This is a genomic window from Acinetobacter sp. YH12134 (assembly GCF_013418555.1).
Classification (GTDB): Bacteria; Pseudomonadota; Gammaproteobacteria; order Pseudomonadales; family Moraxellaceae; genus Acinetobacter; species Acinetobacter indicus.
The window spans coordinates 16,716-38,905 of sequence record NZ_VPBT01000029.1 but is presented as its reverse complement, the minus strand read 5'-3'; the positions used below and the strand labels follow the sequence as shown (position 1 = coordinate 38,905).

At 45.6% G+C, this 22,190-nt stretch carries 25 protein-coding genes and 1 pseudogene; 13 read left to right on the top strand and 13 right to left on the bottom strand.

The features are described 5' to 3' along the window. The coding region (locus FTU69_RS13390) for a helix-turn-helix domain-containing protein (protein ID WP_257223657.1) at window positions 1–310 on the bottom strand (310 nt) is incomplete at its 3' end. Window positions 311–423: 113 nt separating this feature from the next. Between FTU69_RS13390 and FTU69_RS13385 the strand changes: the two are divergent. From FTU69_RS13385 to FTU69_RS13375, 3 genes and pseudogenes are all read left to right on the top strand, one after another. Continuing rightward, window positions 424–679, top strand: a pseudogene (locus tag FTU69_RS13385) (IS30 family transposase); the annotation flags it as partial. A 46-nt stretch (window positions 680–725) separates the two neighbouring features. Next, window positions 726–1,619, top strand: a complete 894-nt coding sequence (locus FTU69_RS13380; protein ID WP_180104033.1) for an SEL1-like repeat protein — start codon at window positions 726–728, stop codon at window positions 1,617–1,619. Window positions 1,620–1,634: 15 nt separating this feature from the next. Beyond that, window positions 1,635–1,874: a hypothetical protein gene (locus FTU69_RS13375; protein ID WP_180104021.1), complete on the top strand. Its 240-nt coding sequence runs from the start codon at window positions 1,635–1,637 to the stop codon at window positions 1,872–1,874. A 1,004-nt stretch (window positions 1,875–2,878) separates the two neighbouring features. Here the strand turns inward: FTU69_RS13375 and FTU69_RS13370 are convergent. Next, window positions 2,879–4,591, bottom strand: a complete 1,713-nt coding sequence (locus FTU69_RS13370; RefSeq protein ID WP_127801787.1) for an electron transfer flavoprotein-ubiquinone oxidoreductase — start codon at window positions 4,589–4,591, stop codon at window positions 2,879–2,881. Between the two features lie 188 nt (window positions 4,592–4,779). Here FTU69_RS13370 and FTU69_RS13365 point away from each other — a divergent pair, with 188 nt between their 5' ends. The 5 genes from FTU69_RS13365 to FTU69_RS13345 all read left to right on the top strand — a co-directional run bounded on the left by FTU69_RS13365 (window position 4,780) and on the right by FTU69_RS13345 (window position 9,191). Beyond that, window positions 4,780–5,391 (top strand): DUF1285 domain-containing protein, encoded by a 612-nt coding sequence (locus FTU69_RS13365; protein WP_163146336.1) that lies wholly within the window; start codon window positions 4,780–4,782, stop codon window positions 5,389–5,391. Window positions 5,392–5,437: 46 nt separating this feature from the next. Further along, window positions 5,438–6,307, top strand: a complete 870-nt coding sequence (murI, locus tag FTU69_RS13360; RefSeq protein WP_005181904.1) for a glutamate racemase — start codon at window positions 5,438–5,440, stop codon at window positions 6,305–6,307. A 112-nt stretch (window positions 6,308–6,419) separates the two neighbouring features. Next, the gene (locus FTU69_RS13355; protein ID WP_005181907.1) at window positions 6,420–7,448 is read left to right on the top strand and encodes a DUF4062 domain-containing protein; all 1,029 of its coding nucleotides are present in this window, start codon (window positions 6,420–6,422) and stop codon (window positions 7,446–7,448) included. 66 nt (window positions 7,449–7,514) lie between these two features. After that, window positions 7,515–8,543, top strand: coding sequence for a ferrochelatase (gene hemH / locus FTU69_RS13350; protein ID WP_180104032.1), 1,029 nt, complete (start codon window positions 7,515–7,517; stop codon window positions 8,541–8,543). A gap of 3 nt (window positions 8,544–8,546) precedes the next feature. Then, on the top strand, window positions 8,547–9,191 hold the full coding sequence (locus FTU69_RS13345) for an MBL fold metallo-hydrolase (RefSeq protein WP_127800305.1): 645 nt from the start codon (window positions 8,547–8,549) through the stop codon (window positions 9,189–9,191). A gap of 69 nt (window positions 9,192–9,260) precedes the next feature. On the opposite strand, the gene FTU69_RS13340 is transcribed toward FTU69_RS13345, so the two are convergent. Both FTU69_RS13340 and FTU69_RS13335 read right to left on the bottom strand, forming a co-directional pair. Next, on the bottom strand, window positions 9,261–9,440 hold the full coding sequence (locus FTU69_RS13340) for a hypothetical protein (protein ID WP_180104031.1): 180 nt from the start codon (window positions 9,438–9,440) through the stop codon (window positions 9,261–9,263). A gap of 181 nt (window positions 9,441–9,621) precedes the next feature. Further along, a complete protein-coding gene (locus FTU69_RS13335) occupies window positions 9,622–9,795 on the bottom strand; it encodes a DNA gyrase inhibitor YacG (RefSeq protein WP_180104030.1) in 174 nt (57 codons plus the stop codon). A gap of 84 nt (window positions 9,796–9,879) precedes the next feature. Here FTU69_RS13335 and FTU69_RS13330 point away from each other — a divergent pair, with 84 nt between their 5' ends. Continuing rightward, window positions 9,880–10,530, top strand: a complete 651-nt coding sequence (locus FTU69_RS13330) for an SAM-dependent methyltransferase (protein WP_180104035.1) — start codon at window positions 9,880–9,882, stop codon at window positions 10,528–10,530. A gap of 2 nt (window positions 10,531–10,532) precedes the next feature. Further along, window positions 10,533–11,735, top strand: coding sequence for a TIGR03862 family flavoprotein (locus tag FTU69_RS13325; RefSeq protein ID WP_180104029.1), 1,203 nt, complete (start codon window positions 10,533–10,535; stop codon window positions 11,733–11,735). A 64-nt stretch (window positions 11,736–11,799) separates the two neighbouring features. On the opposite strand, the gene FTU69_RS13320 is transcribed toward FTU69_RS13325, so the two are convergent. Next, window positions 11,800–12,348 carry a hypothetical protein gene (locus tag FTU69_RS13320; RefSeq protein WP_180104028.1) on the bottom strand — a complete coding sequence of 183 codons (549 nt, stop codon included), beginning with the start codon at window positions 12,346–12,348 and terminating at the stop codon, window positions 11,800–11,802. A gap of 13 nt (window positions 12,349–12,361) precedes the next feature. Beyond that, on the bottom strand, window positions 12,362–13,144 hold the full coding sequence (locus tag FTU69_RS13315; RefSeq protein ID WP_034598303.1) for a class I SAM-dependent methyltransferase: 783 nt from the start codon (window positions 13,142–13,144) through the stop codon (window positions 12,362–12,364). Window positions 13,145–13,265: 121 nt separating this feature from the next. Between FTU69_RS13315 and FTU69_RS13310 the strand changes: the two genes are divergently transcribed. The 3 genes from FTU69_RS13310 to FTU69_RS13300 all read left to right on the top strand — a co-directional run bounded on the left by FTU69_RS13310 (window position 13,266) and on the right by FTU69_RS13300 (window position 15,895). Further along, entirely contained in the window at window positions 13,266–14,540 is a 1,275-nt protein-coding gene (locus tag FTU69_RS13310; RefSeq protein ID WP_016659613.1) for a hypothetical protein, read from the top strand. A gap of 100 nt (window positions 14,541–14,640) precedes the next feature. Beyond that, on the top strand, window positions 14,641–14,838 hold the full coding sequence (locus FTU69_RS13305) for a hypothetical protein (protein WP_005181929.1): 198 nt from the start codon (window positions 14,641–14,643) through the stop codon (window positions 14,836–14,838). Window positions 14,839–14,938: 100 nt separating this feature from the next. Further along, a complete protein-coding gene (locus FTU69_RS13300) occupies window positions 14,939–15,895 on the top strand; it encodes a 2-hydroxyacid dehydrogenase (RefSeq protein WP_016659612.1) in 957 nt (318 codons plus the stop codon). A 98-nt stretch (window positions 15,896–15,993) separates the two neighbouring features. Here the strand turns inward: FTU69_RS13300 and FTU69_RS13295 are convergent, their stop codons facing one another. The 7 genes from FTU69_RS13295 to glyQ all read right to left on the bottom strand — a co-directional run bounded on the left by FTU69_RS13295 (window position 15,994) and on the right by glyQ (window position 21,979). Then, window positions 15,994–16,419, bottom strand: a complete 426-nt coding sequence (locus FTU69_RS13295; RefSeq protein ID WP_104470692.1) for a hypothetical protein — start codon at window positions 16,417–16,419, stop codon at window positions 15,994–15,996. A 204-nt stretch (window positions 16,420–16,623) separates the two neighbouring features. After that, a complete protein-coding gene (locus FTU69_RS13290) occupies window positions 16,624–17,148 on the bottom strand; it encodes a hypothetical protein (protein ID WP_005181937.1) in 525 nt (174 codons plus the stop codon). A gap of 290 nt (window positions 17,149–17,438) precedes the next feature. After that, a complete protein-coding gene (locus FTU69_RS13285) occupies window positions 17,439–17,828 on the bottom strand; it encodes a hypothetical protein (RefSeq protein ID WP_005181941.1) in 390 nt (129 codons plus the stop codon). Between the two features lie 108 nt (window positions 17,829–17,936). After that, window positions 17,937–18,326, bottom strand: coding sequence for a hypothetical protein (locus FTU69_RS13280; RefSeq protein WP_005181943.1), 390 nt, complete (start codon window positions 18,324–18,326; stop codon window positions 17,937–17,939). A gap of 4 nt (window positions 18,327–18,330) precedes the next feature. After that, window positions 18,331–18,924 (bottom strand): DUF6036 family nucleotidyltransferase, encoded by a 594-nt coding sequence (locus FTU69_RS13275; protein WP_034598129.1) that lies wholly within the window; start codon window positions 18,922–18,924, stop codon window positions 18,331–18,333. Window positions 18,925–18,926: 2 nt separating this feature from the next. Continuing rightward, window positions 18,927–20,996, bottom strand: coding sequence for a glycine--tRNA ligase subunit beta (gene glyS / locus FTU69_RS13270; RefSeq protein ID WP_180104027.1), 2,070 nt, complete (start codon window positions 20,994–20,996; stop codon window positions 18,927–18,929). Beyond that, window positions 20,996–21,979: a glycine--tRNA ligase subunit alpha gene (gene glyQ, locus FTU69_RS13265; RefSeq protein WP_122899009.1), complete on the bottom strand. Its 984-nt coding sequence runs from the start codon at window positions 21,977–21,979 to the stop codon at window positions 20,996–20,998. The genes glyS and glyQ overlap by 1 nt, the downstream gene beginning before the upstream one ends. Window positions 21,980–22,190 lie beyond the last annotated feature (211 nt).

Below are 22,190 nucleotides of genomic sequence, written 5' to 3'. Positions count from 1 at the left end.
AATAAATCGTTGTATGGCTTACATTCATTGTTTGATCCAAATCAGGAAATGTCTTTAAACGCTTTGCTATTTGCTGAGGAGACCATAAACAACGGATCGCTTCAACAATAAATCTCCAGAGGATTGAGTCGATTTTGAGTTTTCTGTGACCACGTCTACGTCTAGCGAAGGTGTTATCAGAAGCATATCGAGCTTGATAAACGTCATTGATGCTATTTCTTTTAAGTTCACGATAGATCGTACTAGGATGTCTTTTAATAAGTTCAGCAAATTTTCTGGGTGAAAAGCCTTCTTTTCTTGACTCAAGCATTAATGCAGTACGATCTTCAAAGCTAAGATGATGGTATGACAATTTTATATACTCCATAAACCCTTTAAATTAATTAGGTGGTTTATGTCGCACTTCAAGTTTTACTCTGCCATGTATATTTCTGTGACCCACATTCACCATGGCAAAAAGGCACATGCGAAAATATGAATGGTTTAATTAGGCAATATTTACCTAAAGGGATTGATTTAAATCAGGCAGATCAGCATTATTTAAATCAAGTTGCCATGTCACTGAACACTCGTCCTAGAAAAGCGTTAGATTGGCTTACACCATTAGAGAAGTTTGCTCAGCTTGTTGATTATCATAAGGCTTTTGAAACTGTCGCACCTCATGTTTGAATTCGCCTAATCTTAGCTATACATTTGTTATCCCTTTGAATTAAATTTGGAAAAAAATGAAAATCAATATATTAGGATTAATTTTAGCTCTGTCACTTACTGGTTGTGAAGCAAAAGATTCAAGTAATACGTCAATTAAAACCTCAGTAATAGAACTTCAAGAGTTCAAAAATATTGTTGAAAATGGGGATCAACAACAACAACAACAATTATTTGAACAAATAGAGACGAATGCTAATAAAGACGATGTAGTCTCTCAAAATTTGTTAGGTGTTATTTATGAAAATGGATATCTAAACCAATCTGAAGATATTGAAAAAGCTATTGTTTGGTATGGCAAATCAGCAAAACAAGGAAATGGGGTTGCTGAAAATAATATTGGAAATCTTTACTATAGAGGGCAAGGAGTAGAAAAGAATGATGAAATTGCATATCAGTATTATAAAAGGGCTGTTCAGAAAAATATCCCTGAAGCTGTTAACTCAATTGGTCTAATGTATTTTAATGGATCTTACGTATCAGCAGATAAACAAAAAGCATGTGAGTATTTCAAAAAGGCTGCGGACTTAGAAAATCATTTAGGAGAATCTAACGTTGCGAATTGTTATTTAAATGGTTGGAATGGCCCTGTCGATAAAAAGAAATATTTTGATTACTCTTTAAAAGCTGCGAATGCTAACTATGCACCCTCGCAATTTAATGTTGCTGTTATGTACTCTAAAGGAGAAGTTGTACAAAAATCCATTCAAGAATCTATTAAATGGTATAACAAAGCTTTAAGTCAGAATGATCCTAGAGCTGCCTATAATTTGGGGGCTTTATACGAAAAAGGAAAGGATGTCGAAAAAGATTTAAATAAAGCTTACAGATATTATGAGTTAGCTTACGAAATGGGGTTAGATATAGCGAAAACTAAGTTAGATGAACTGAAGGTAGAAGGTTCTAAATAATAGAAAAAGGAGGCTGTGGTAATAGTCTCCATATTATTTTTGATATCTATTTATATATTGGATCTCTTTCATAAATCAAAAAACGATCTGCCTGCTGCTGCTATATTAATTAGTGTAGGGACTGGTGGTATTGGACTGGTTGTTATAGGGGCTTGTGCTGTTTTAGGTGGATTAGGAGGAGGTATTATTGGCGGTAAAATCGGTGAAACTATAGGAAATGGTGCTGACCGTAGTATAAATTGGATGATAGATTAAAATGTTTGAAAAAACTTTGGAGATAATATTTGCTCTTACAGGTGCTCTTTGGCTTTCAATCTCATTGATAACAAGTTTCAAAAGCTATGCATACGTTAAAAAAAATCTAGGTTCTATCTCAGAATTATTGTTTGGCAATCCTAAGTATTTTAAAAAATTAGATTTAACTAATTTTTTTTTTGATAGAGACAACAACAGCAATTATTGCAGCTGCTAGGTTTAGAGAATTAAAAATATTAAAACGAGACACTGTTTTCTCAAAAGGGCTATTTCCTTTAGCTCCTAATCTTAATGATAAAAATCTTAACTTATTATTAAAAAAACATGGGCAATGGTATAATTCTGTCGTAAAGAATATAATTATTTTAGCATTTTGTTTACTTCTATTAGGAACTATATTATTAATTTTAAAGTAAATAGGTAATAGCTTGAATGTTCTAATTTTTTCTGTAAATCGAACAAGGTTTAGAAAGTATAATTAAATTTTCTATTTAAAAATGGCTTTGTTGCATAAATATGTAAGCATCTGATTTAAATAAATTTAATTTTGGATCAAAAAATAATAAAAACCTTTAAAATCATATAGTTATTAAATCTTTGTGCAACAAAGCCCTGTCAAACTAGAATATAAACCGAGATAAACAAGATAGAGAAAACTATGAATTACGAAGTAAATCCTAAAGCTACATATTTGTTAGAACAATTTAGCTCGTTAGCATTTTTTGAAACTATGCGAAATAACTACCGTCTTTTTTTAGATAGTTTAGAAGAAATATTTGAAATCTATATGCATAATTTACCATATAGTTTACGAAGTTTACTCATCCTGAGCAAGCAGATATTCAATGGGGAGAAACTGTTTTACCTAAACGGCTTACTATAACTTTAGTATATATTTTTACTAAAATAACAAAAATAAAAATAGCTATAAGTATTGAGTTAGATTTATCTAAGAAAGAAAAAATAAACCCGCTTACGCGGGTTTATTTTGATTTCAATCGAGATTACATATTTGGATAGTTCGGGCCACCACCACCTTCCGGTGTTACCCAGGTGATGTTCTGCGATGGATCTTTAATGTCACAAGTCTTACAGTGTACGCAGTTGGCTGCGTTAATCTGGAAGCGTTTGGAACCATCATCATTTTCCATAATTTCATACACACCCGCAGGGCAGTAGCGCTGTGCCGGCTCATCCCATTTAGGCAAGTTCACATCGACTGGAATCGAGGCATTGGTTAGTTTCAGGTGCGCTGGCTGGTTTTCTTCATGTACGGTATTGGATACAAACACCGAAGACAAACGGTCAAAGGTCAGCTTGCCATCCGGTTTTGGATAGTTCGGCTTAAAGCTTACCGCATCTACGGTTTTCAGTGCGCTGAAGTCAGGCACTAAATCATGCAGAGTAAATGGTACTTTAAAGATGTTCTGGTCGATGAAGTTAAACGCACCACCAAACCATTGACCAAACTTGTGCATTGCCGGGCCAAAGTTACGCGCGTTGTAGAGCTCTTCTTTCAGCCAGCTGTTGTTGAACTTCTCGGTATAAGACGTTAATTCTTTTGTAAAGAAATCTTCACCCTCAGTCACGCGGGCAATGGCCAAGTCACCACCTTTTTCGACACCGGCAGCAATCGCTTCAAAAACTGCTTCACCACAGAGCATGCCGGATTTCATTGCGGTATGAGAGCCTTTGATTTTGGCAAAGTTCAGGAAGCCTGCATCATCACCAATTAAAGAACCACCCGGGAAAGTGAATTTCGGCAGCGAGTTAAAGCCACCTTTGGTTACGGCACGCGCACCATAAGAAATACGCTTACCGCCTTCCAAGTATTGCTTAATCAGAGGATGAGTCTTCCAGCGCTGCATTTCCATAAATGGATACATGTGCGGGTTTTCATAAGACAGATCGACGATCATCCCCAGCGTGACCTGGTTGTTTTCCGCGTGGTAGAGCCACCAGCCGCCGGAAGAACCGGTTTCAGACAATGGCCAGCCGGCACCGTGCATCACCAGACCTGGTTTATGTTTGGCCGGATCAATTTCCCACAGCTCTTTAATGCCGATACCGTAGTGTTGAGGGTCGGCATCTTTATCCAGATTAAATTTCTGGATTAGGCGTTTGCCTAAGTGACCACGACAGCCTTCAGCAAACAGGGTATATTTGGCATGCAGTTCATAACCTGGGGCAAAGTTATGGGTCGGTTCACCATCTTTACCAATGCCCATATCACCGGTTTGAATGCCTTTTACGGTGCCATCTTCATGGTACAGAATCTCAGACGCCGCAAAGCCCGGGAAAATAGACACTTCCAGCTCTTCGGCTTTCTGGCCTAACCAGCGCACCACGTTGCCGAGTGAAATGACATAGTTGCCATTGTTGTGCATGGTTTTTGGTACCATCCAGTGTGGCGCTTCTTTCGAAGTGGTTTCAGACAGCAGGAAGAACGTTTTATCTTCTGTCACCGGTACATTTAAAGGTGCACCTTCTTCTTTCCAGTTCGGGAACAGCTCATTGATGGCACGTGGTTCCAGCACCGCACCTGACAAGATGTGCGCACCGACTTCGGAGCCTTTTTCTACGACACAAACGGACAGATCATTCAGGTTATTTTCAATTGCAAGTTGACGGATTTTAATCGCCGCAGACAGACCCGCAGGGCCAGCACCTACGATAACTACGTCAAACTCCATCGATTCACGTTCGATGTGTTCCATGTAGGACTCCTCATAATACTAGAAGGTGGCAACCGTCATCTCAGAATCCGGTGCTGCCATGAGTGTTCTTAGTTCCTAGACACAAATTTGCTATCGTGTCTTTTATATTGTGGGCTAGTATAGTTTTAAACCTTGGTCTAGCCAATTGGCTGAATCATATTATTTTTCCGTCAGCAGGGTATTCAATGATGAACAATGAGCACAATGAACCAAATCCGACGAAAAAAGTAGCATTTTCTGATGATAAAAATTTAATGGGCATTGCACAATACTTAAAAGATGCACAGCCCGGTCACAAAAGGTCAATTCCCCCTTTGGAGCAATGGCATCCAAAGCATTGTGGCAAAATGGATTTAACGGTAAAAGCCAATGGAGAATGGTGGCACGAAGGTCAATTGGTGAAGCGCCAGTCATTAATTGAGCTATTTTCTACCATACTCTGGAAAGAAGGTCACACGTTCTATTTAAAAACCCCGGTCGAGCAGATTGAAATTGAGGTGGAAGATGAGCCTTTATTTGTCAATCAGGTAGATCAAGTTGATATTGAAGGCAAGACCTATCTGCAACTGACCACTACCACCCAGGACCTGGTGATTGTCGATGAGCAGCATCCGATCTTTATGCGTGAATATGAAGGGGAGTTACGTCCCTATGTGCATGTGCGTTTTGGTCTGAATGCCCTGATCCAGCGTGCGGCTTTTTTTCATCTGGTCGAGCTGGGCAGCTTGCAGGAAAATGCCGAAGGCGATGCGATTTTAAGCCTGAAAAGTGGTGATTTGCTATTGCAATTAGGCACCTGAGGTTTAAGCTTGAGCCATCCTATTTCAAACTGCTCATTCCGCTGCCATGACCGCCATTCATCCCCTTGCTCCTTTGTTGCACCCTATGACCAGAGCGCAGGCGGATGCGCCAATTGGGATTTTTGATTCAGGCATTGGCGGCCTGTCGGTGGCACTGGAAATTGCCCAGCATTTGCCCAATGAACAGATTGTTTATTATGCCGACACGGCGCATGTGCCTTATGGCCCGCGTGATGATCAGGAAATTCGCGAACTGACCGCTCAGGCCATCGAGTGGCTGTATCGGCAGGGCTGTAAAATTGCAGTGGTGGCCTGCAATACTGCTTCGGCTTTTAGTCTGGATTATCTGCGTGCGCATTATGGGGAAGATTTCCCGATTGTCGGTCTGGTCCCAGCCTTAAAACCGGCGGTACTGCAGAGCAAAACCAAAACCGTGGCTGTGCTGGCGACACCGGCGACCTTTCGTGGCCAGCTAATTAAAGACGTGATTCAGCGTTTTGCCTTGCCGGCCGAGGTCAAGGTGATTCCTTTAACCTCGCTTGAGCTGGTGCCTTTTGTGGAAAGTGGAGCACAAATGAGCGCGGCCTGTTTAAGCACTTTAAGCGAACTGTTACAGCCGGTGGTGGATGCTGGCGCAGATCATCTGGTGCTGGGGTGTACCCATTATCCCTTCTTAAAAACTGCGATTCAGTCTATTTTTGGTCAGAAATTGACATTAATTGACTCAGGAACTGCCGTTGCGCGTCAAACTTCCCGCATTTTAACGAAAAATGAGTTATTATTTGAACAGAGCCGAGCCGATCAGGTGCAGATTCATTGTTATGTCAGCGGTCAAAATGCTGAACATTTACAACCGATTGTCGGGCGTCTGATGCCTGAGCAGATCCGCTGGAAAATTTCCAATCTGCCTCGCTAAGCCAGGCTCCATAAAGAAAGCAACATGATTGCTTCAGCATGACTTATTTTTTTGATTGGGGAACAATACTGATGCCCATTGGGCGCTTCAGCTATTGAGGGAAGGAGAGCCAATGCTCGATAAACGCTATCAGGTATTTATCTCTACGTCCGGTTCAGATATGCAGCCGGAACGCATGGTATTGACACAGACCTTGGTGGGAATGGGCTTCTTTTCCTGGGGCTTGGAGCAGCGTACGCCGTTGAGTACGGCATTTGCCCGCCGTCAGATTGATGACTGCGATTATGTGGTGCTGTTATTGGGCAGCCAGTATGGCGAGCAGTCGGTATCGGGTGTGGGCTATATGCATCTGGAATATATTTACGCGGTCACCAAGCAGAAACCGATGATTGTGTTTATGCATGAAGACCCGGATTCACGTGATGCCAGCTTGCAGGATGCCAAACCTGAACTGCGGGAAAAATTTAAAGAATTCCGTCGCCTGTTGCAGCAGGAAGTTGATCAGGTGTTTTGCTATCGCAGCTTGCGTGATCTGGAGCTGGCGGTACGTTTCAATATGCCGCAAATGCTGGAGCGTTATCCGGTGGTGGGCTGGGTGCGTCCGCAAAATACCCAGGCCCTGCATGATGAAATCGAGCAGCTACAGGCCAAAGTGGCCCAGTTAAAAAATGAACTTGGCAAGACCGAAGCCGATCCGTTTTTAAGCCTGCCCAAAGTATCCATGCATGAAGCTTTCCAGTTTGAATACCGGATGCATGCTTATCAGGATGGTAATTTTAAAGAACTGAAAGTACAAAAACAGCTGACCTGGGCGCAGCTGTTCAGTATTTTAGGCTCGACCTTTATTCATCCGACCCCGGAAGAATATTTTTCCAAACGCATGAATGAATATTTAAATGATACCGGTCTGACTGATGCGCGGCGTGAAATGCCGCGTGCGCATGCGGTGGCACGGGCGCAAATCAATATTCGTGCCCTGCATACCATTAAAATGCAGATGCGCCAGAATGACTGGATTGTGCAGGCCGGCCGGGATGAACGCCAGCGTATGCTATGGCAGACTACAGCCAAAGGGCAGAAGTTGCTGGACAGTAACCTGCTTGATAATGATCGTGTTTTTCAATATAAATCGACGCATTAATTCATTTAGTAACAGACGGGAAAGCTGTTAAAGTAAACGCGTTCCCTGATGATTCCTGAGAGCCTAATGTCTGTTGTTGCGAAACCGAAAATCACCATTATTCTGGCCAATTTGGGCACACCGGATGCACCGACTGTGCCTGCGGTACGACGTTTTCTGAAACAGTTCCTGTCTGATCAGCGGGTGATTGAAATTCCCAAACTGCTGTGGCAAATCATTTTAAGGCTGTTTATTTTACCGTTTCGTCCCAAACGCGTGGCACATGCCTATGCAATGGTCTGGAATCAGGATTCGCCCATGCGCGAAATTTTGCAGGCGCAGGTTGATGCCGTCAGACAGACCTTAACTCCGCTCTACCCGGAATTTGAGCTGAATATTGTGCCAGCCATGACCTATGGCAACCCGGGCATCGACGCTTTGCTGGCAAAGCTGGCCCAGCAGCCGCAAGATCATCTCCTTGTCCTGCCGCTATTCCCTCAATATTCCGCAACCTCCACCGCACCACTGTATGATGCTATAGCCAAATGGATTCCGCAGCAGCGCAATTTGCCGGGGCTGAGCATTATCCGTGATTATTATCAGCATCCTTTGTATATTCAGGCTTTGGCGCAGAGTGTGCGTGAATTTCAGGCCGAGCATGGTCCGACGGAAAAACTGCTGATGTCGTTTCACGGTATTCCACAGCCCTATGCCGATAAAGGCGACCCGTATGCCGAGCGCAGTCGCACAACCGCTCAACTGGTGGCGCAGGCGCTGGGTTTAAATGAGGATCAATGGGCAATCAGTTTCCAGTCACGTTTTGGCAAGCAGGAATGGGTCAAGCCCTATACCGATGTGCTGCTCGAAGAATGGGGCAAGCAGGGAGTCAAATCGGTCCAGATCATGAGTCCGGCATTTTCTGCCGACTGTCTGGAAACCCTGGAAGAACTGGCGATACAAAATGCCGAGATCTTTCAGCAGGCGGGCGGGGAACACTATGCCTATATTCCGGCACTCAACCAGCGGGATGATCATTTACAATTGCTGAATGCCTTGCTTCAGGCTAATCTGGATGCGCTGAAACAGACTTTTGCCCATTTTCAACAGGACGCTTAACCCATGTTACAAGTCAAAATTGTGCCGGTCACGGCATTTGCCCAAAATTGTTCCATCGTCTGGGATGCAGAAAGCAAAGAGGCCATTTTGATTGATGCGGGCGGCGAACCGGACAAGCTGCAGGCAGAAGTTGAAGCACTGGGCTTAACTGTGAAAGCCTTATGGTTAACTCATGGTCATCTGGATCATGCCGGTGCTGTCGGTGCCTTAAAAAAACGCTGGGATGTGCCGGTCATTGGCCCGCATAAGGAAGATGCATTCTGGCTGGATATGATTCAGGAAGTATCGGCGCGTTATGGTTTCCCGATTCCTGAAAAGGTCGAGGTGGATCAGTGGCTGGAAGGTGGTGAGCAGCTGCAGCTGGGCAATGAACAGTTTGAAGTGCGTTTTGCGCCGGGACATACCCCAGGTCATGTGATGTTCTATAATGCCAATTACGGTTTGCTCTGGACCGGTGATGTGCTGTTTAAAGGCTCGATTGGCCGGACAGATTTCCCGCGAGGGAATCATCAGCAATTACTGGATTCAATCCAGCGTGAATGTTTTAGCCTGCCCGATGAAACCCAGTTTATTTCAGGGCATGGTCCGATCAGTACCATTGGTTTTGAAAAACAGCACAATCCTTTTGTGGCGGGGCAGGCCGGTTAATCTGCAAATTTCACCCTAACCAAAGTCAGCACAGTGCTGACTTTTTTATTGCGCCGTTTTGATTGCCATTTATTTGCGAAACGGGTCATTCAGCTGTTTTTTCGCTTCCATGCCCACCAGCCCGGCCATTAAGGCAAATAATACCGCCACCCCAATCAGCAGCGTATCCTGACTATATAAACCGACCGCCAGCATTAAGATTGCGGCAAGCAGAAAGGCGAAAAAAAGAATTTTCAGGAGCGTGGGCATACAGGGCTCGATAATTAGAATCTCGAGGCCATTTAAAAAAGAACCGAATGCGAATAGGGTAACGTTTTGCAGTAAAATTTTTAAATGTGTGCGCTGTTTGCGCAAAGAAGTTTTAAATGTGTAGGATTTTTATTACACCTTTCCAGTAAAAGCGGCTTTTTGTAAAACCGCGTAACTCATTTTAGTCTTCCAGGTTATCTACCGAGGGTGCATCCTGAGTCGGCAGGCGATATTCATTACTGGCCCAGGCGCCCAAATCAATCAGCTTGCAACGCTCGGAACAGAAAGGGCGAAATTCATTGCCTTCCCAGACAGAAGGTTCACCACAACGTGGGCAAGGGAATGTACGTGGCATGCGGGTCTCCTGATAAAATCCCGGATTAGATTAGGCAAAAACAGCTGCACTTGATAGACTTGTGCGGTTTTTTATAAGTTTGATCTGATTATGCCCATTCGTCAATTTCAAGCCCAGCGTATGCATGCTCCGCGTGACTTTCAAGCCATTGCCAATACTCCTGTCTGTATCGAAATTGGTGCAGGCAAAGGCAAGCACGCGCTGTTGTTCAGTGGGCAACATCCTGAGCAAACCCTGTATGCGATTGAGCGCACCCGGGAAAAGTTTCTGGCCATGCAAAAGCAGCATGGATTAGAACCGCATGCCAATCTGCAGCCAGTCCATGCTGATGCCTTACCGTGGATTGTACATGCGCTATATCCGGCGCAAGTCGAGCAGTACTTTATTTTATATCCGAATCCGGAGCCGCATAATCCGGCCCAGCGCTGGCTAAATATGCCATTTTTTGAGTTTTTGCTGTCGCGTTTACAACCGAATGGACAGATTACCCTGGCCAGTAATATCCCTGAATATATTGCCGAAGCTGAACAGCAATTATTGACGCTATGGAAACTACCGTTTGAGAAACAGCGGATTGCCGCCGATTCTGCCCGGACCCATTTTGAAATTAAATATTTGCAGCGCGGGGAATTGTGCCAGCAACTGATTATTCGCAAACCGGAAGGGTATCGCACCCGTTTTGACGATTTTCAGCCGCTCCAGGGTCAGTCGCCAGCGCAGGCAGTGGAAGAATAAGCATGTCCAAGCGGATTGCCATTATCGGGGCAGGCCCGGCCGGCTTGATGGCGGCTGAGGTGCTCAGCCAGTATGGCTATAACCTGCATGTCTATGAGCAGAAGCCTTCGGCAGCACGCAAGTTTTTAATGGCCGGCAAAACCGGGTTAAACATTTCCCATGCCGAAGCAGTGCCGCAGTTTATTCAGCGTTATGATCAGGCCGACTGGCTGGCGCCGTGGATTCAGCGCTGGGATGCTGGCTGGATTCAGGACTGGATGGCAGGCTTGGGCATTCGCTCTTATGTCGGTTCATCCGGGCGGATATTTCCGGTGGAGATGAAAGCTGCACCGCTATTACGGGCCTGGTTAAAACGACTGGCGGATAACGGGGTGCAGTTTCATTACCGCCAGCAGGTCAAGGGTCTTGAGCAGCAACAGCTGCAGATTCTGGACTTAAAGCACGGGCAACTGCGTAGTGAAGCATTTGATGCGATTGTGCTGGCCTGCGGTGCGCTGTCGTGGTCGCAATTGGGCAGTGATGGCGCCTGGCAGGATTGGCTCCATCCAGAGCAGATTGAACCATTTCAGGCCAGCAATGCTGGGGTGGAATATCCGTGGTCCAGCTTTATGCAGCCAGTGTTTGGCCAGCCTTTAAAACGGGTTGAGGCCTGGGTGGAACCACATACGCGCAGTATCGGCGATATTGTCCTGACCCATTATGGACTGGAAAGCGGCCTGATTTATAAGCAGGGCCGGGCCTTGCGTGCACAGCTGAAACAGCAGCAGCGCATGGTACTCTCTCTGGATTTGCTGCCCGAGCAGTCCCAGGCGCAGCTGGCCAAAAAATTATACCCCAGTAAAAAGCAGTCACTTAACAATGTCTGGCGTAAAGCCGGTTTAGATGCAGCCAAAAGCAGTCTGCTGCGTGAACTGGTCGATAAAAGCTTATGGCATCAGCCGGAGGCGCTGGCGGCACAGGTGAAACAGCTGCGGATTGAATTAACGGGTTTTCGCCCGATTGAAGAAGCGATTAGCTGTGCCGGCGGAATCAAGCGCAGTGCCTTCCGCCCGCAGTTACAGCTGAAGGATCATCCGGCAGTATTTTGCTGCGGTGAAATGCTGGACTGGGATGCCCCCACCGGCGGCTATTTGCTCACGGCCTGTTTTGCCACCGGACGGGCAGCTGGGGAAGGTGTACATGTCTATCTCGCTACAGGGCAGTAAAACTCACCGGCATTCTCCCTGTAAAAAATCAGGGCCATTTAGGCCCTGAAGTGATAGATGTTATTTATTGGTCGAGCTGTGGATACTGGTCGCGCCAGTGTTCTAATTGCTCTTGGGCATGAATAAATTTCCCCAGTCCTTTAACGCTGTCTGGCGCACTCTCCGATGCAGCTGAAGCTGGTTGCTGGGCATGCAGCTGGGCCTGATGATCCCAATATTCATACATCAGCCCCTGAATATAGCGGCCCTGTTCGGTCTTTAAATCCAGCTCTTTCAGCATATTTAGGGCCGACTGGATATTGTCACCTTGCCGGCTTCGTGCAAAGCCATCATCCAGCGTGCCTTGCTGCTGCATCTGCATTAGTTCAACTTCCATTTCCTCACTCATCTGGCCAAAGCGCTGTTCATAGTCGGTTAGCAGCTGCAGGTCATGCAAGTCCTGCTCGGTTTTCGGGAAAGTGCGTACCGGCTCACTTTTCAGTTCCTGCAGCACCTGATCTTCGGCGCTTAATTCCTGCTTCGGTTCTGGTGACGGATTACGCTCGCAGGCACTCAGCAGCAGTGCACTGCCAAGCAGACAGGCCAGAGATAAAGGTTTGATCAGATTGGACATGACAGGTTCATCCTTATTGTTCTGTAATTTTTGTAAAGCTATACACATGGGTCAGGTAGGGAAAGTCAATTTGTTGCTGCGGCTGTTTGCCTGTATATTGCAGCACCATCTGCTCGAACTGCTGTTTCAGCTGCTGTTGCTGATGTTCAGGCAGCGCGGCAATAAAACTGGTAGAAAGCAGGCGTTTTGACACCACCTGTTCAACTGTACCGCTTTGCCATTGCTGAAAAGTAGCTTCTGCGTTAGCGTTAAAGCCGGTTGCAGCCGAAAAGACCTGTCGCCATTGGCCGCTATGAAAACGCGGGGTATCACCTTCCAGCGGTGCTATATGCTCGGCCAGTGCCTTGACCCAGTCGATGCGGGTGTCACGCTGATTCCAGATCAGCAACAGCTGGCCACCCGGTTTCAGCACCCGGTAAATTTCGTTCAGGGTTTCAAGATTGGCAAACCAGTGAAAGGACTGCGCGCAGCAGACGGCATCGACACTGGCATCAGGCAGCGGCAGGGCATGACTATAGGCTTGAATGCTTTGCACATCAGGATAGTGTTGCTGTAGTTGTGCCAGCATTTCGGCCACCGGCTCAACAGCAATCACATGCGGGCTAAGCTGTTGCAGAATCGGCAGGAATTTACCGGTACCGGCACCTAGGTCGACACAGACCGGTGCGGCATCAGATTTGAGCTGGTTTTTTAACCATGCAACCAGCGCTTGTGGATAACTTGGTCGGACCTGTTGATAAAGTTTGGCGGCTGTGGAAAAGCCTTGTTCTGCTGCAGGATGGAGGAATTGTGTCATATTTTGCGCTTTTTTATCTGCCGGGCATCTATAAAATAACATATTCGCTTTTTAGTCGTCGGCATACGGTCTATTTGTTATTTTGAATCTTGATAGAGGGCTGTGCAGCTCTGGTGTGGGAATGGATAAACACATAATTTTTGAAGACGATCATATCCGTGTCATCTGGATGCCCGGTCATTCAGAGGCGCTAATTTTTTCTTTTGGCGATTTAATTACCCGCGCCAAAGGCCTGACCATTAATGCTGAAAAGTCATTGAGCAAACACGGCTATAACGTGGTTGGCATCATGCCAAAGGAAAAATCCTGGTTTCCCGAACAGTCGATGCGCGCGATGCTGAATGAAATTGCCGCCACCATTGCGCCGTTTCAGCAGCGTATTGGCTATGGCGGTTCGATGGGTGGTTATGCGGCCATCAAATATTCCAACCTGCTTGATTTGCAACGTGTGGTGGCACTGGTGCCGCAATATTCGATTGATCCGGAAGATATTCTGGACACGCGCTACAATATGTTCTTCCATCCGCAGCACAATGCTGACATGCGTATTCAGCCCCAAGATGTTTCGGCTGAGCGCGAATATATCGTGATTTATGATCCGCACTATGCCGAAGACCGCGCCCAGTATTTAAAACTGCAGGCGGTACTGCCTTCGCTGCAGACCCTGCATTTACCGTTTACCGGACATGATGCGATTGCGGTGCTGGCCAGTTCCGATTTGCTCAATGATTTTCTTAGCCATCCTTTTGATCCGGCACATTTTTACCAGAAGATGCGTCAGGTCAAAAAGAACAGCAAGTTCTACTATCGCAAGCTGATTGAAAACCTGTTGCCACGGCACAAACATGCGCTGGGGCAAATCCTGAAAAATAACGAACTGCAACTGGACAGCGGCTTTTTTGATGCCAAGCTCAAGCAGAACCTGATTCGCTCGCTGCTCAGCAATAAACAGGTCGATCAGCATGACCTGCATAAACTCGGGATTCAGTTTAACCTGCCGCAGGAAAGCCGCCGCCAGCTGATGGACTGTTTTGGCCATGGGCTGGTATTTAATGTCATTAGCCAGAAGATCGAAAGCTATGCTGCCAGTGCTGTGGCCTTAAACCATAAATTCCTGATCCCGATTTATGCCAAGGGCAATGGACTGGTACAAATCTGGCTGAATGACCAGCGTTATATTGTGGCCATGAATGATCGTCAGGTCATGAAACTGTTTCAGGAACAGGATGAGCTCAGCGCCGGTATGCACCCCATCGTGATTAAAAAATACAGCGATTATTATGTGCTGAGTTATAAACAGCTGAATTTAAGTAGTGATGAATTTGGCGGCAATGAATTTGTCGATGATAGCCCGGAAAGTGCCAAATTTGTGACCCAGCCCGAAGTGGTGCTGTAAGCCAAAACTGCACTGACCCCGAAGTCATTGTTTTATTTTATATTCAGGCTAAGATGAAGATGGATGTAAAACAACCAGTGGATAAAAGTAGGGTAGTGTTATGACCATTCGACCTCTGTCTGTTGTGGTACTGAGCCTGCTGGGTTGGGCTGTTCCGTCCGTTGCTTCGGCACAAACGGTGCATTATTCAGCCTATATGGTGTTCGGCAGTGGCCTGTTATTGGTATTGGCTTTAACCATTTATGTCATTCGGCAAATCCGCTTTTCTTTACGCAATTATCACAGCAAGCGCCCATGAACTCATGGGCGTTTTTTTGTGGGCATCCCATTTTTGAACTGACGCGCAGCGCTACAAGTGTGCTTTAATTTCTTCACGCCATGATGAGAGGATGCACCACATGAACGCCATATTTCTGGATTTTGCCTCGCTGGATCAGGATGATTTACAGCTAGAAGACTTAAACGCTGTCTTTCAGCAGCAGTTAACGCTGTATCCAACCACTTCGCCTGCAGAGCTGCTGCCACGGGTGCAATCTGCCGAGGTGATTATCAGCAATAAAGTCTTGCTGGATGCCGCGACATTACAGCAATGCCCGCAGCTTAAACTGATCCTGATTTCAGCCACCGGTACCAATAATGTCGATTTGGAACAGGCACGCCGCCAGGGTGTGGTGGTGTGTAACTGTCAGGGTTATGGCACGGCCGCAGTGGCGCAACATACCTTAATGCTGATGTTAAATCTGGCTACTTCTTTTGTGCCTTATCATCAGGCGGTGCAACAGGGCCAGTGGCAGCGTTCTAGCCAGTTCTGTCTGCTGGATTATCCAATTGTCGAGCTGGCTGGAAAAACGCTGGGCATTGTCGGTTATGGTGAGTTGGGGCAGGCAGTGGCCAAGCTAGCCGAAGCCTTCGGCATGCAGGTCAAAATTGCTGCTCTCGCCAACCGGCCACAATCTGCGTCGCGGGTGCCTTTTGCCGAGCTGTTACCGCAGGTGGATTTTTTAAGCCTGCATTGTCCACTGACCGAAGATACCCGGGATTTAATCGGGCCGGCTGAGTTTGCTGCCATGAAACATAGCGCGTTTTTAGTTAACTGTGCCCGCGGCGGTATTGTCAATGAAGCGGCGCTGGCCGAAGCCTTACAGTCCGGACAAATTGCCGGTGCGGCGATGGATGTGCTGAGTGTCGAGCCACCCAAGCAGGGCAATATCCTGTTAGACCCAGCTATTCCCAATTTAATTTTAACCCCGCATAGTGCATGGGGCAGTGTAGATGCGCGGCAGCGGATTGTGCAGCAAATGGTAGAAAACGTGATCGCGTTTCAGCAGGGCCAACCGATCCGTCAGGTCAATTAAGCAGATATCAAGCAATAAAAAATACGGACGCATTCAGGTCCGTATTTTTGGGTGGAATGAAAAGGCGAGTGATGATGAGGCTCTCGCTCACTCCCGTCTTAAAGTTCGGTCACGGCATAGCTGGTGGCCCCTGAACCGGTTTCAGCAGGTACTGATGCCGCCGGTTGAGCGGTATCTGGCTGACTCAAGCTGCCCTGTACAATTGGTACCGGCTGTTGCGGTGCGCCGCCTAAAGCTTCTTTGGTGTCCTGAATTTTCTGGTTGGCCTGTTGCGTGGTGTTGCTGGTTAAGGTCTTGGTATTTTCCCAGGCCTGATGCACCGAAGGCCGTACTTTTTGCACACCTTTTTCTGCCACTTCACCAACCCGATCTGCCGCGTTTAAAACACCTTGCTGTGCTTTATAGGCCCAGACATGCAGTAAATTTGGATTATCGGCATACGGCTGAATCGGGGCTTGGAGCTTGGTGCTGCTATTCGCTTCTGCTGGTGGAGTTTGTGCCCAGACTGCAGTGCCCATGAGCATAAGGCCAACAGCCAATACGGATTTCATTTTATGCATAATCATGACCCCTGCTAAAAGAGAATGGAAAGCCTAAGCCTAAACTGAAGGCATGAAGAAATCATGAAGATTCCTGTTACTGTGCTGAGCATCTGCTGAATTGTCTTAAAACTCAAGCACAAAATTAAAAAAGCCCACAGGGTTGCAGGCTTGGTTCTCTCATTTTGATTATTGTGCTGCGCCCACTGCGGTATGGGTTTTGCTGCTGACTTTGGCTTTGGCCACAGGCGTATCGACATCAACCTGCGCATTGCTGTGCAATTGTACCTGTGCCGATTTCTGTTTCAGGCTGTTTTTGGTTTTTTCCGTACGATCTGCGGCATGTTCACGGGCTGCTGCGGCTTTCTTGGCGGCAGACTGTTTCAGTTCGCTTGAGCGTTCATAGGCCGCCTGTTTTAAATCTGCGGCTTTTTCTTTGCCGGCTTCGGCTTTTTCATTGCTGAACTGTTTGGTGTTTTGCCAGGTGTTCTGGGTCGTGGTTTTTACGCTATGTAATCCTTGACCGACATGCTCGCCTGCGCTGTGTAAGGTCTGCTGCGTACCTTGCACTACATTATTTAAAAGTCCACCAGCCTGTGGCGTCTGCACAGCTGCCGATGCGTTGACATTGGCCTGAAGTGCGGGCGCGGCATACAGTGAAGATGTCGCGAGTAGGGCGCTGCTCATGAATATTGTTGTGAGAGTTTTCTTCATAGGATTTTCCTTGCATGTGTGCCACAGACGCAATGCTGTGAGCGGTGCCTATCTTAAGGAGAAAAATATGCGCCGATATGCTTTATGCAAAAACATCCACAATCTTGCTACAACTGCTTAACAATTCAGGCATTTTTGTAAACCGGGGATTGGCTGCGAAGTCTTATACCAGTTGGTATAGCAGATATAATTTGAATGATGAAAAATCTATTTATTTTTCGGGTTATTTTTATTTTTTCTAGGAAATGTGGAAAAGCACCATACCTTTTGCAGGCATGATGCTTGAATTTTTAGTTACATTGCGCCAGTGCATCTTTATGGAAATGATCGCGCAGGGTCAGGAAGTTTTTCTGTACCGTGGCATCATGCAGGTCAAAATTATGGGCGGTGCTGGTGCCATCTTGGGCAAAGGTAGCTGAACCGGCTGAAATGAGGGTGTTGCCTTTAAATGCCCATTGTTCAATTGAGCGGCCGGCTTTGAGCTGCCCTCTAAATTCAATCACGCATTTATCAATAAACTTGGTCAGTTTGGCCGAGTTATGCGTGGTGTCTGGATAGACTTCAAGATTTTGGACTTCTTGTAATACCCCCGCTTGTAGTTGTGGAATGACTGGCGCAGAGGTACATGCACCCAGAGAAAGGCAAGTTAGACCAGATAAAATTAAAGTTTTAAGTTTCATAAGCTTCTTTCTTGTTGAGTGTTTTCAGTTTGAGTATAGGGAATATGGAAGGAAAAGCCTATAGGTATGACCTATAGAATAGTGGTACTTAAGAGAAGGAGGAGAGAATTAACTGTAAAGTGAGTAGTGGCGTGTTTGTAAGGTCAGTAATTGAGGTTTTAAATGATTTAAATCTTCATTGAGGCCTACACGTTTTGCCAGAGGGTCAACTAATCTTCTTGTATCATGAGTGCTCGGCAATGGAACGACATTCAAGGCTTGGGAGAGTGCTTTAAGTTGTTGGCGTCTAGAAACACTTGAGCATGAGTATCTGCGGAATTTTTCTAATAGAAAAAACAGTCGGCGCTTTTCTAAGGGGTTTAAACTGGAACTCACAGCAGGTAGTAGTTCTGAATATAATAATGCTTCAGCAACGGGTTTAACCTGCTCGAATGTTGCAGAATTCAATGGCTGCTTTAATAGTGCTTTTAAAGCATGCTCAAATTCCAGCTGATTCATTGTGTCAATCTCCCAGGTCTGAAAGAAGCGAAATCATATATTGAATATTAGAATCTAATTGCTCAGGTGTAACGTAATAGTCTTTAGCATTATTTGCTATTTCTTTGAACTGCTCAAGCGAAAACTTGTTTCTTGCATATAATGCTTGAATATCTTCGATGTCTCTGTCAGACAAGCGTGCCAATTTAGAAACAGCCAAATCTACGCCAGATACGAGATAGACCTCTACGATACTTTCAGCGGTTAAGGGGATAACTCGTTCCCTGTAATCAGGATCGATGGAGGCAAGGCTGGTATTAAATCCACTGTCAAATTCTAAATTTGTTTCAAGATTATTATGATCCAGATATTCAATATCATTATTTTCTAGAAATAAGAAAATATCTTCTTTTTTTAATTGGCTGATCGATTGGATTTCAGCATCAATATCATTGCTACCTCGAGCATTGGTGTGGATGTGAAACGCACAGCCACCAAAAATAAATGCCTTAACGGCACCATGAGGAAGATATTGATGATTCATTGAAATCCAATCCTCAAGCTCTTGAAAGAGCTTGAGGATTGCAAGGGTGATAGGTGAGTCGTTATAAATACTCATCTTTAGTGTTGAAGCACCGAAATATCCGCCACTTTGGTAAATAAGGCGCGAAGCTGAGCAAGCAAGCGTAAACGGTTTGCTTTTAATTCAGCATCATCCGCCATCACCATTACACCGTCAAAGAACGCATCTACAGGCGCACGCAGTGCAGCAAGTGCAGACAATGCAGCAGTGTAGTCTTTGGCAGCAAATAATGGTTCAACCACAGGCGTGATTTTCGCAAGTTCAGCGAACAATGCTTTTTCAGCATCTTCAACCAAGTTTGCTTCAACCACTTCACCAGCTGGTGCCGCTTCTTTGGCAAGAATATTGGCAACACGTTTGTTCGCAGCAGCAAGGGCAGCAGCTTCAGGCAATGCACGGAAGTGATTTACCGCATTGACACGTTTGTCAAAATCAAGTGGTGATTTTGGCGACAACGCTTGAACCGCTTGAATCACGTCAACAGCAACGCCTTGGTCTTCGTATTTGGCACGGTAACGACCTTCTAAGAATGCAACTGCATCGTTTAAAGTCTTGTCGTGATCTTTGAGTACATCGCCATACGCAGCTAAAGCAAGTTTGATCAAATCTTCGATTGAAACATCAAGCTCGTTTTCAGTCACTAGACGTAAGATACCAATTGCAGAACGACGCAGGGCAAACGGGTCTTTCGAACCTGTAGGCGCTTGACCAATACCGAAAATACCGGTGAGCGTATCTAAGCGGTCTGCAAGGGCAATGGTTGTACCTGTTTTGGTTTTCGGTAAAACATCACCTGCAAATTTAGGTAAATACTGTTCACCTAAAGACTCAGCAACTTCAGCATTTTCACCTTCAAGACGTGCGTAGTATGTCCCTGCAATCCCTTGAAGCTCTGGGAATTCACCCACAAGCTCAGACGTTAAGTCACATTTTGCAAGAAGAGCCGCTTTTTCAGCGTCGGAAGCGTTAGCGCCTGTAATCGGCGCTAAAGCTACAGCGAGTTTTGCAATACGTTCAGATTTGTTCCAAAGCGTACCGAGTTCTGCTTGGAAGACCATGTTCGCAAGCTTCTCTTTACGAGAAGCAAGCGGTTGTTTTTGGTCTTGTAAGAAGAAGAATTCAGCATCTGACAAACGTGGACGAACCACTTTCTCATTACCTTCAATAATTTGTGTCGGGTCTTTCGACTCAATATTTGACACAGTAATGAAGTACGGTTGAAGTTTATTATCAGCATTTACTAAGCAGAAGTACTTTTGGTTATCCTGCATCGTCGTAATCAATGCTTCTTGAGGAACCGCAAGGAAGCGTTCTTCGAAGCTTGCACGAAGTGCAACAGGCCATTCAACCAAGGCTGTCACTTCGTCACGAAGATCGCTTGGCACAATCGCAATTGCATTTACTTCATCAGCCAAGGCTTTGACTTGACCGTCGATGATCGCTTGACGCTCTTCAAAAGACGCCACAACGTAAGCTGCTTTTAGTTTGCTTAAGTATTCGTCAGCGTGAGTCAACGTGATTGCTTCAGGTGCATGGAAACGATGACCGAAAGTGATGTTACCTGCTTTGTGATCTTGAATCGTTGCATCAATCACGTCTTTGTCTTTTAACAACACCACCCATTTTACAGGACGTACAAACTCAGTACGGCTTGCCGCAGAACGCATACGTTTTGCAATAGGTAAGTTATCTAGTGCTGCTTGTAAAATCTGTGGAAGTAAAACATCAAGGCTTTGACCTTTTACATCTTTTAAGTAGCAAACTTTTTCAACTTTACCTGCTTGGAAAGTCGATACTTGATCTACCGTGATGCCTTGACCACGCATAAAGCCTTCTAAAGCTTTAGTCGGGTTACCTTCCGCATCAAACGCAGCTTGTTTAGCAGGGCCATCAAAACGTTTTTGTGTGTCTGCTTGTGCGCCATCAACGTTGACGATTTTAAGTGCGAGACGACGTGGTGCTGCATAGGCTTCGATAGAATCGAATGCAAGACCTGCATCTTTTAAGCCTTTTACGGTTTCAGCTTGTAGCGCATCACGTAATTTTTTTAAGCTTTTTGGTGGAAGTTCTTCACAGCCTAATTCGAACAAAACGGTATGTTTAGACATTATTTGCTCTCCTTAGATTCAACTTTTGCTTCTGCTTCAACTTGAGCTTTTAATTGCGCCAAAACTTCGTCACGAAGTGCAGGTTCAGCCATTGGGAAACCAAGTTTCGCACGCGCTGCCACATAACTGGTTGCAATCGAACGTGCCAATGTACGTACACGTAAGATATAACGTTGACGTTCAGTGACTGAAATCGCGCCACGCGCATCAAGCAAGTTAAAGCTATGCGATGCTTTGATCACTTGTTCATATGCAGGAAGTGGCAGTTCAGCTTCGATTAAACGTGTTGCTTCAGCCTCATAAAAATCGAACAGTTCGAACATCTTGTCGACTGGTGCATATTCAAAGTTATAGGTTGATTGCTCAACTTCGTTTTGATGGAACACGTCACCGTACGTTACAGTACCGAATTGACCTTTAGTCCAAACCAAATCGTAAACTGAGTCTACACCTTGCAAGTACATCGCAAGACGCTCAAGACCGTATGTGATTTCGCCTGTTACTGGGTAACACTCAACACCACCGACTTGTTGGAAGTAAGTGAACTGAGTCACTTCCATGCCGTTTAACCACACTTCCCAACCGAGACCCCAAGCACCGAGTGTTGGAGATTCCCAGTTGTCTTCAACAAAACGAATGTCGTGTACAAGTGGGTCAATACCAATGGCTTTTAACGAGTCAAGATACAACTGTTGGATGTTGTCTGGGTTTGGCTTAAGCACCACTTGGAATTGGTAGTAGTGTTGCAAACGGTTTGGGTTTTCGCCATAACGACCATCTTTCGGACGACGTGAAGGCTGAACGTAAGCCGCGTTCCATGTTTCAGGCCCTAAAGCACGTAGGAAAGTTGCAGTGTGGAATGTTCCTGCACCCATTTCCATGTCGTAAGGCTGCAACACGACGCAGCCTTGCTCCGCCCAGTAATTTTGTAAGGCAAGAATTAAGCCTTGGAAAGTATCAATATGCGATATGGCGCGACTCATGGTCATCCACTTAAAATTAGAGAAAAATTGTGCTCAATTATAAGGATTTTGGCGGGAGGTAGCAAAGGTTATCCATACAATGCTGGCGCTTTGATCAGGAAGCGAAGCCTAACCGAAAAATCGCCATGAAAAATCAGTAGAGAAACCGACATTCGGTTGATCTGTCTATCCACAAAAACCGGATTTTGATCTGTAGGATTCGGGGAAAACC